The 9,644-nt window shown below is 40.6% G+C and carries 7 protein-coding genes, 1 pseudogene and 1 other annotated feature; of the genes and pseudogenes, 3 read left to right on the top strand and 5 right to left on the bottom strand.

Annotation, left to right across the window (positions count from 1 at the left end; genetic code table 11):
* Nucleotides 1-364 precede the first annotated feature (364 nt).
* Nucleotides 365-589 (top strand) — a binding site (T-box leader).
* A 52-nt stretch (nt 590-641) separates the two neighbouring features.
* On the top strand, nt 642-1,901 hold the full coding sequence (tyrS, locus tag LH47_RS13200) for a tyrosine--tRNA ligase (RefSeq protein WP_043968275.1): 1,260 nt from the start codon (nt 642-644) through the stop codon (nt 1,899-1,901).
* Nucleotides 1,902-1,939: 38 nt separating this feature from the next.
* Here the strand turns inward: tyrS and rpsD are convergent, their stop codons facing one another.
* Nucleotides 1,940-2,542 carry a 30S ribosomal protein S4 gene (gene rpsD, locus LH47_RS13195; protein WP_043968273.1) on the bottom strand — a complete coding sequence of 201 codons (603 nt, stop codon included), beginning with the start codon at nt 2,540-2,542 and terminating at the stop codon, nt 1,940-1,942.
* A 381-nt stretch (nt 2,543-2,923) separates the two neighbouring features.
* On the opposite strand from rpsD, the gene LH47_RS13190 reads away from it, so the two are divergent.
* Nucleotides 2,924-4,771: a sensor domain-containing diguanylate cyclase gene (locus tag LH47_RS13190; protein ID WP_043968276.1), complete on the top strand. Its 1,848-nt coding sequence runs from the start codon at nt 2,924-2,926 to the stop codon at nt 4,769-4,771.
* 28 nt (nt 4,772-4,799) lie between these two features.
* On the opposite strand, the gene LH47_RS13185 is transcribed toward LH47_RS13190, so the two are convergent.
* Nucleotides 4,800-5,285 carry a GAF domain-containing protein gene (locus LH47_RS13185; protein ID WP_043968271.1) on the bottom strand — a complete coding sequence of 162 codons (486 nt, stop codon included), beginning with the start codon at nt 5,283-5,285 and terminating at the stop codon, nt 4,800-4,802.
* Nucleotides 5,286-5,298: 13 nt separating this feature from the next.
* Nucleotides 5,299-6,087, bottom strand: coding sequence for a histidinol-phosphatase HisJ (hisJ, locus tag LH47_RS13180; protein ID WP_043968269.1), 789 nt, complete (start codon nt 6,085-6,087; stop codon nt 5,299-5,301).
* A gap of 162 nt (nt 6,088-6,249) precedes the next feature.
* Between hisJ and ezrA the strand changes: the two genes are divergently transcribed.
* Entirely contained in the window at nt 6,250-7,941 is a 1,692-nt protein-coding gene (ezrA, locus tag LH47_RS13175) for a septation ring formation regulator EzrA (RefSeq protein WP_043968267.1), read from the top strand.
* Nucleotides 7,942-7,963: 22 nt separating this feature from the next.
* Here ezrA and brnQ read toward each other — a convergent pair whose 3' ends face one another.
* Together brnQ and LH47_RS15555 are read right to left on the bottom strand one after the other, a co-directional pair.
* Nucleotides 7,964-9,292, bottom strand: coding sequence for a branched-chain amino acid transport system II carrier protein (gene brnQ / locus LH47_RS13170; protein ID WP_043968265.1), 1,329 nt, complete (start codon nt 9,290-9,292; stop codon nt 7,964-7,966).
* A gap of 209 nt (nt 9,293-9,501) precedes the next feature.
* Nucleotides 9,502-9,644, bottom strand: a pseudogene (locus tag LH47_RS15555) (UPF0236 family protein); the annotation flags it as partial.

The raw sequence follows: 9,644 nt of genomic DNA, 5'->3' as shown, positions 1-9,644 counted from the left end.
CTCCAAAAGGGCCGCCAACAAGACAGCGAACACCTTTTGAAGAGTTCTGACTAATTGTTCCTCCAGCTCTTTTAATAAAGGCCATTCTGTGGTAAAATGTTTCATGGACTCTCTCCCTCCTGTTTTATTGATGTTGGTCATCACCATCATAGCAGGGAGAGAGTCCTTTTTGCATGACATTTGCTTTTTTCTACCGCGCTTCGCTTGGTGGCCCCGACGAGCGTCGCGAACAAAAGTTCGCAACCCTCGTCGGGGAATCATTCCTGAATGTCACCCACAAATATTTTACTCACACTAAATTTGTTTGAAGATCTTGACAACAGTTGATGTTTTATGATAAAAGAGGGTATATTGACATGTGAATAATGGAGCGATGAGCGGAATGAGTAGTGCTTATCTCCCTGCTGACAGAGAGCTAGTGGCGGGTGCGAACTAGCGCATAGGTAAGCATGAATTACCTCCGTGAGCATCTTTTGCGAACAGCTTGTGCGAAAGTAGCAAAAGACGGTATAGGCCGTTATGCCAATGAAGCGAGAGAACATGTACGTTCTCTAAGTAGGGTGGTACCGCGATGAAACTCGTCCCTTCATAATGAAGGACGGGTTTTTTTGTTTCCATAATAAACAGAAAGGGTGGTTGTAATGGATTTGCTTCAAGATTTACAATTTCGCGGTTTAATTAATCAAATGACAGATGAAGATGGACTGAAAGCATTGTTAGCAGAAGAAAGCGTAAAAGTATATTGCGGTTTTGACCCAACGGCAGATAGTTTGCATATCGGTCATTTGCTTCCGATTTTAATGTTGCGTCGCTTTCAACAAGCTGGTCACCAACCGATTGCGCTCGTTGGTGGAGCAACGGGGCTGATCGGAGATCCGAGTGGAAAAAAAGCAGAGCGAAAATTAAATGAAAAAGAGACGGTCTCTCATTACAGTGAGCGAATTAAACAACAGTTAAGCCGCTTTTTAGATTTTGACAAAGATAACAATCCGGCGATTATCGCAAATAACTACGAGTGGATCGGTTCACTTGATGTCATTACATTTTTGCGTGATGTCGGGAAAAATTTTGGAATTAACTACATGCTTGCGAAAGAATCTGTACAGTCGCGATTGGAAACAGGAATTTCGTTTACAGAGTTTAGTTATATGATTTTGCAGGCATACGACTTTTTGAAACTGCATGAAATGTATGGATGTAAGTTGCAAATTGGTGGAAGTGACCAATGGGGGAACATTACGGCGGGGCTCGAGCTCATTAGAAAGACAGAAGAAGACGCAAAAGTGTTTGGATTAACTGTTCCGCTCGTAACAAAAGCAGACGGAACGAAGTTTGGGAAAACAGAGGGTGGAGCGGTATGGCTTGATGCTGATAAAACGTCTCCATATGAGTTTTACCAATTTTGGATTAATACAGATGATCGTGATGTTGTAAAATATTTGAAGTACTTTACGTTTTTATCGCACGAAGAAATTATGGAATTAGAAAAACAAACAGCTGAAGCGCCGGAAAAACGGGCAGCACAAAAAGCATTAGCTGTGGAGATGACGCGTCTCGTTCATGGGGAAGAAGCGCTGCAACAGGCAATGAACATTTCTGAAGCGCTCTTTAGCGGAGAAGTAGCAAAATTAACAGTAAATGAGATTGAACAAGGTTTTAAAGATGTACCATCGTATGTATGTCATGAAAAGGAAGTAGCGCTTGTTGATTTGCTCGTAGCGAGTGGCATTTGTCCATCGAAACGTCAAGCCCGCGAGGACGTAGCGAATGGAGCGATTTACGTGAACGGCGAGCGCATGCAAGACGTAAATAAAATCATGACAGAAGAAAATCGCATCGAAGGTCGCTTTACAATTATTCGCCGCGGCAAGAAAAAATATTATTTAATCCGTTATGAATAAAAAAACCCTCTCTGCTTCGGCAGAGAAGGGTTTTTTTATTAACGTGAGTAGAACTCGACGATTAATGCTTCGTTAATTTCTGCAGGCAATTCAGAGCGTTCAGGTAAACGAGTGTAAGTACCTTCTAATTTGTCCGCATCAAGTGTTAAGTAGTCAGGTACAAAGTTGTTCACTTCAAGCGCTTCTTTAATAATTTGAAGGTTGCGAGATTTTTCGCGAACAGAAATTGTTTGACCTGGTTTTACACGATAAGATGGAATGTTAACGCGGCTGCCATCAACTAAAATATGACCGTGGTTAACTAATTGGCGAGCTTGACGGCGAGTGCGCGCGAAACCTAAACGGTAAACAAGGTTGTCTAAACGAGATTCAAGCAAGATCATGAAGTTTTCACCGTGTTTACCAGCCATTTTACCAGCTTCTTCGAACGTTTTACGGAATTGGCGTTCGTTTACACCGTACATATGGCGAAGTTTTTGTTTCTCTTGAAGTTGAATACCATATTCAGATAATTTTTTGCGTTGTCCTGGACCATGTTGACCTGGTGGATACGGACGTTTTTGTAATTCTTTACCTGTACCGCTCAATGAAATGCCAAGGCGGCGAGAAATTTTCCATGTTGGACCTGTATAACGAGCCATAAATGCTCCTCCTTTGTTTTTATTTTTGGTAAAATAAAAACAGTCGTGCCTCACCATTTATCGCCATTTTGTTTTCATGTATCTTCGCCCTAGCAGCTGAGAGTTACACGATACAACCTCCAATTAGAGAATGACGATCCCTATGGGGAACAAAATGGACATACAAATGTGAGCACAAAGGCTGCAATATTTTACACAAAGGCTATTATAGTTTTTTTTCGTGTCTAAGTCAACAATTTTTGTATAGTCTTTATAATAAGGAGTATGGTATGATATAGTAAGTAGGTCCTCAGTTTTAGAAATATGACATAAACTCTCATTTTTTTATTTATATGGTTCATACATATAATAGAGAGGAAGTATGTGCGGGTGAGTGAAAAAATGAACGTTCAAGAACGCGATCAATACGCCATATTTAAACAAAAGTTTTTCGATTGGTTTTTAACAGAAGAAGATTTCACGAATTTACCTCGCGTCATCCAAGCGCTGATCACTTTATTGCAAAAAGAGTTTCACTTATTAGATGTCACGTTTTATGTGCTAAACCCGTTTAAACACGCTTTTGAACCTGAAGTGACGACAAATCACATCATTGAACAACAGCGAGAAAAATATATGATTCCGTTTGATGAGCAGCTAAAACAACAGTTTGACGATGTTGTTGTCATCGATGATGAAAGCGAAATCAAAACTGTTCAGTTTGGTATACATTTTTCAGAAGATTCACTCGGACTCGTTCGTTTTCAGCTTCATGTGCGACATATGATACCGAGATCGTTAATCAAACAAATGAGACAAGACTTTTTAAAAGTGTTTGCTCGCATTCGCAAAGTGTCTGAAGCATTAAGTGAGGAAAAAAGATACGAACAATTACATCGAGCAGCAACAAAAATTCATGCGTCTATGAATATTGGGGATGTACTTGAAGAAATTGTAAAAGTATTAAAAGAAGTATATCCGACATTTACGTTTCATTTGTTTTTATCTTATGACAGCACAACAGACCGAGATTTGCCGATCAAACTACTTACATTTGAAAATGAAGATGAGCACATGGGGGCCATGCAAGCGTATGTCACTGGACAAATTCAGCTCCATGATTCGCTTGTTTATAAAAAGTCTGTGATTTATGCCCCGATTAAAGGAGCTCAAGGCATTTACGGGGTGATCGAAATGATTGCTCCAACAATTATGGAGTTACCAGAAAGGGAAATGCGCTTTATTTCCTTATTGGCAAATACGGCTGGAAGCGCATTAGAGAATGCAAAATTATACGAACAATCGAAACGATTAATTGCTGATTTGCAACTCATTAACGAAACGATTCACCATTTAAATACGAACTTACGCTTTCAAGATGCGTTGAAGTTTATGATTGAGAAAATTAAAACGTCATTTGATGCGGACGAAGTCGGCTTTATTATTTTGCAAGAAAAAGAGCGGAGAGTACTTCCTGGAAGTACGGCGTTTTTTCAATCACGCGAAGCAAAGGCATATGTAGATTTCGTTTTTCATCGCATTCAACATCCACGGGATACGTTATTTTTAGGTGATGTAAAAATTCATAGCGATCATGCGAAACGTTTTCGTTCGCTTATGGCTGTACCGATGATGCGCGGGATGATGAAAGGGGTAGCGATCGTGCTACATCAAGAGGCGTACCATTTTTCTTTTGATATGTTTAAATTGTTACAGTCACTTATTCATCATTCCACGTTGGCGTTTACAAACGCCGCATTGCGTGAAGAGCTTGAACGAATGGTCATTACAGATCGGCTAACAAATTTATATGCACGTCATTATTTAGATGAACGTATCCAACGTTCGATGGAAGAGGATGGATTAGGTACATTTATTTTAATAGATATTGATAATTTCAAAAAAATAAACGATACGTATGGGCATCAAGTCGGGGATGAAATTATTATTCAAGTAGCAAATATTATTAAAGCAAACATTCGCCAAAATGACATCGGGGCTCGATGGGGAGGAGAAGAACTCGCCATTTATTTACCGAAAGTGTCCATTAATGCAGGTTTATCGATTGCGAACCGCTTAGTACAAAAAGTTCGTGAGCTAACAAACCCGCCGGTGACGATTTCTTGTGGGGTATCGTACTGGAAGAAAAATCGTGCGGACTCTGTGAAAGAGCTGTTTAATCGTGCCGATGAAGCGTTATATACAGCGAAACGGACAGGAAAAAACCGCGTCGTTGTTCAAGAATATTAAAAAGAGGCCAAATATTCCGGCCTCTTTCTTATATGTTAACATATTGAATAAGCGTTTCAACAAACTGTTGTAAATACTGTTCGTCTACCTCATCGAAACGATTTTTGATTGGACTGTCAATATCGAGCACACCAATAACACGGCCGTCTTTTATCATCGGAACGACAATTTCAGATTGAGATGCAGCATCGCATGCGATGTGACCCGGGAACGTGTGAACATCGGCAACACGTACTGTGCGCTTTTCAGCAGCGGCCGTTCCGCATACCCCTTTGCCGAACGGAATGCGCACGCAAGCCGGTAACCCTTGAAATGGCCCGAGAACGAGTTCGTTTCCTTCGGTTATATAAAAACCGACCCAATTAATATCGTGCAGAAAATAATTCAATAAAGCGGAAGCGTTCGCTAAGTTCGCTACAACATTTTTTTCATCTGAAATTAACGCTTTCAGTTGTTCGATGACAAGTGTATAATTTTCCTCTCTTGTCCCTGTGTATGTTTGCGTATGAAACATGTTCTTCACTCCTTTATATCAACATATGTTCAATTCCTTGGTGAAGGCCGGCAACCGAGTGAGCATCCGAGCCGTACACGAGCGGAATGCCGCGTTTTAACGCTTCTTTTACAACCCAATGAGGCGGATACGGCTCTAAGCAGAGCGGTTTTGTTGTGCCGGCACCGTTGTAGTCAAGTTCTAGTTGACGATTTTTCATTTCATCTAGAATGCGTGTGATGATTTTGTTCTCATCATAATCACACGGGTATGCGCGATGAAACTTGCGGACGAGCGTTATATGCCCGATACGTTTTGGTTTGTATGGTCCTAAATCGGCAACAACAGAAGCGAGAACGGTGTTATAATACGCATCATATACTCGTTCGATAGATTGAAACGCTGTAACGATTTCGCCGAACATGTCTTCGCTATAATCGATACACATGTACCGATTGTTCATTTGTAAAAAATGAACGGATAAAATGCTATCGTCTAGTTGTGGGCCGATTTCATTTAAAAATGTTTTCGTCTCGTGTTCATATCCGACAATGAAATCAACTTCTAATCCGATATGAATACGAATATGCCTTTCGTACTGTTTTTTAAATAATTGTAAAATTGATACGTATGACGCTAGTTGTTCTTCTTTCATCGCGCTATCTTGATAAGGGGTTGGATCTATAAATCCTTTCGGAAGCGGTGCGTGTTCGGTAAATGAAATATCTGTATAACCAAGCGAAATGGCTTTTTCGATATATTCATGCAGCGCATCGTCACTTCCGTGAGGACAAAACGGTGTATGAATATGCCCGTCACGCACGTTTTTCACCTCTTTTGGCGCAAAATTCGACAAAATCACGTTTTTTTAGGAAAAAAATTAAAATTTTTGCTCAAAAAATGTTGCTAACATGGTATCATAAAATCATTGAAAAGAAAATGCCTTCTCCATAAAAAAGAAAGCTTGACAACAAGGAGGCCCATTATGGAATTTGTAGCGATTAGTGCGCTCCTCTTTATTGGAGGACTTACATATACATACGTGTACCGAAAACGTTTATATAAACAAATCGATCAATTAGAGCAATGGAAAATTTCTTTAATGAATCGCCCGGTACCAGAAGAAATGGCGAAAATTAAGTCATTAAATATGATGGGGGAAACAGAGCAGCTGTTTGAAAAGTGGCGGAATGAATGGGATGACATTGTCGCTGTTCAACTGCCAAACATAGAAGAAAAGTTGTTTGATATCGAGGAAGCAGTGGGTAAATATCGGTTTATGAAAGCGAAAGATGCGTTACAGCAAACAGAACAGCAGCTTCAAGAAATTGAAGGGAGCATTCAACGCATTTTACTAGAGTTACAAGAATTAGTTGGAAGTGAAGAAAAAAATCGTGAAGAAATTGAACAATTAAAAGAGAAGTATCGCCAAGTAAAAAAAGCGATGCTTACTCAACGTCATACGTTTGGGCGTACAGAAACTGCGCTTGAATCGCGATTAAATGCTCTTCAACAACAATTTCAAACATTTGAACAGTTAACGACGGAAGGAAATTATTTAGCTGCCCGTGAAGTAGTGTTGCTCATTCAAAATGAATTAAATGAGTTGAATCGTTTTATTGAACACATTCCACTTTTACTGAGCGATGCGCAAGTTGAAATTCCAGCACAACTTGACAATATTGTCGAAGGGTATCGTGAACTGTTAGAGAAAGGGTATGTGCTTGACCATTTGCCTGTTGACAAAGAAGTAGAAACGATTCGGGAGAAGTTGTCAAAAGTGCTTGCGCTGTTAGAAACGCTTGCTGTCGATGAAGCAGAAAAGCTTCTTCGAGAAGTGCAAGAAGATGTTGACACGTTGTACGATTTGTTAGAGAAAGAAGTATATGCGGAACGTTTCGTTCATGATGAAACGGAAAAAATTGAACAAACGCTTTACGAGTTAGAAGAGGAAACGAAAGAAACGCGCGATGAAACGTTATTTGTTCAGCAAAGTTATCATTTATCACAACATGACCTTGATAAATATCGACAAATTGAAAAGCAAGTGCAACAATTGATGAAACGATTTATGTTAATTCAAACGAAAATGATCGAGGAGCGGTTAGCTTACTCGCTTATTCGTGAAGAGTTGGAGGAAATTTTAGCGCAAATTGCTGCGGTGAAAGAAAAGCACGCCCAATTTCGTGACCACTTATATGCGTTAAGAAAAGATGAATTAGCAGCGCGTGAGAAATTAGCAGAAATGAAAAAACAATTGTCTGAAGCGATTCGGCTCGTGAAAAAAAGCAAACTTCCTGGGCTACCGGAATCTTATATGTTGCAAGTGAGTGAAGCGCGTGAAAGCTTAACGCGTGTGTCGCTTACATTAGACGGAAAGCCGTTAAATATGGAGGCCGTTCATCAAGCGCTAGACGAGGCGATCTTGTTTGTGCAACATGTATGTGACCAAACAAAAGAAATGATTGAACAAGCTCGATTAGCTGAACAAGTCATTCAATATGGCAACCGTTACCGTCGTCGTTTCCGAGCCGTGAAAGAAGGATTAGAGGAAGCGGAACAGTTGTTTCGACGATACGAATACGAATTATCCTTACAAAAGGCGATTGCTACGGTAGAGCAAGTGGAGGAAGGAGCGTTTGAACGTATTCGTGAGTGGTTAAAAGAAAACGAGTGAAGGGGAATTCCTTCACTCGTTTTTAACTTGCTTTTCTTTCGATACGTGTGACATGATTTGTTTTGTTTAGCAATAAGCCGATCAAGCCACCGACGAGCGCTGGTGTGAGCCAACCAATTCCTTGTTCAAACAAAGGCAATGTTTTTTCGTATACGTGTAAAATGGCTGATACATCAAATCCCGCTGTTTTCAGCCCATCAACGACGCTAACAAGAAATGTACCAGCAATCGCTCCGATGTAAACCGTTTGTTTCCCGCCAAAATAGTCATGTAAAAACGATAAAGCGACAAGAGTAATGGCTAACGGATAAATGATAATAAGCACAGGAATGGATAACGAAATAAGCTTTGTTAAACCGACATTTGCGATGAATGCGCTAAAGACGCTCATCACAATGACGAGCATTCGATAAGAAAGCTTTGGCGAAATTTTCGCAAAATAGCTTGCGCACGATGATAATAAACCGACGGATGTCGTTAAGCACGCAAGCATAATAATAACCGATAAGATGACTGCTCCGGCTTGCCCAAATAAGTAAGTGGCTGCTTGGCTAATAATTTCTCCGCCATTATCGCGATAACCAATCGCCTGCACGCTTGATGAGCCGATGAAAGCGAGCGACAAATAAACGATCGTTAGTCCAGAGGCGGCAATGAGCCCAGCTTGAATGCAAAGTTTTGTCAGTTGCTTTTTGTTTGTTATTCCTTTTTGTTGAATAGCTTGAATGACAATAATACCAAAAACGAGCGCAGCAATGGCATCCATCGTCAAATATCCGTCAATAAATCCTTTAAATAACGGCGCATGTGCGTAGGCATCGGTTGGTTTTTGGATCTCTCCCATAGGTGTCCATATACTTTTGATAAAAAACAAAGTAAGACCGACAAGTAAAAGCGGCGTTAATAACTTACCGATGCGGTCAACTAATTTCGATGGATTTAACGCCAACCAAAGCGATACAATGAAATAAATGACTGTATACGCCGCTAACATGATGGAACGATCGGCCGTTTCAGGTAAAAATGGCGTCACTCCAATTTCAAACGAGACAGTCCCTGTACGTGGAATACCGAAAAATGGGCCGATCGCTAAATACATGATCGTTGTGAAGATAACACCAAATACAGGATGTACTCGACTAGCTAATTGTTGTAAATCACTTCCTGTTTTTGCGATGGCGCTTACGGCTAAAACGGGTAATCCGACCCCGGTAATCAAAAAGCCAGCAATAGCAATCCATACGTTTTCTCCTGCTGCTTGTCCGAGAGCAGGAGGAAAAATCATATTGCCGGCGCCGAAAAATAATGCAAATAACATGAAACCGACAGCGATTAAATCTTTTTTCGACATGTTGATCCTCCTTCGTTGTCTCCGTACCAGCCTATATACTACCATATAAAATAAAAATGAGTCAGTCAAGACTTTGTGGAGAACATTTTTTCGGTTCACTACGGGTGTTGTCAATCACTAGTTAGCGAACCATTTTCAGGAATTGATATCGTAAGCGCTTTTGGACTCTCATCCCTCATCTTGAAGTGATGATATTGTATTCCATTTTTTTACACCCAACCAAAATCCCGAAGCGCCGACAACGCTTGATGGATCGGCGTCCCGGATGACCGCTGCAGACACGGTAGATTCTGACGCACCACATCTGCCCACAACCGTCCTGCCTTCCGTTTGGCCTGTTCAACCCGCTTGG

This window comes from Anoxybacillus thermarum (assembly GCF_000836725.1).
In the GTDB taxonomy this organism is placed as follows: Bacteria; Bacillota; Bacilli; order Bacillales; family Anoxybacillaceae; genus Anoxybacillus; species Anoxybacillus thermarum.
Note: the sequence above shows the minus strand (reverse complement) of the source record. Positions and strands in the feature narration are given on the sequence as shown.

Bases quoted from the DNA above. Each gene is read 5' to 3' on its own strand.
- tyrS (WP_043968275.1), top strand. From the start codon at position 642: ATGGATTTGCTTCAAGATTTACAATTTCGCGGTTTAATTAATCAAATG.
- ezrA (WP_043968267.1), top strand. From the start codon at position 6,250: ATGGAATTTGTAGCGATTAGTGCGCTCCTCTTTATTGGAGGACTTACA.
- LH47_RS13185 (WP_043968271.1), bottom strand. From the start codon at position 5,285: ATGTTTCATACGCAAACATACACAGGGACAAGAGAGGAAAATTATACA.
- LH47_RS13190 (WP_043968276.1), top strand. From the start codon at position 2,924: ATGAACGTTCAAGAACGCGATCAATACGCCATATTTAAACAAAAGTTT.
- rpsD (WP_043968273.1), bottom strand. From the start codon at position 2,542: ATGGCTCGTTATACAGGTCCAACATGGAAAATTTCTCGCCGCCTTGGC.
- brnQ (WP_043968265.1), bottom strand. From the start codon at position 9,292: ATGTCGAAAAAAGATTTAATCGCTGTCGGTTTCATGTTATTTGCATTA.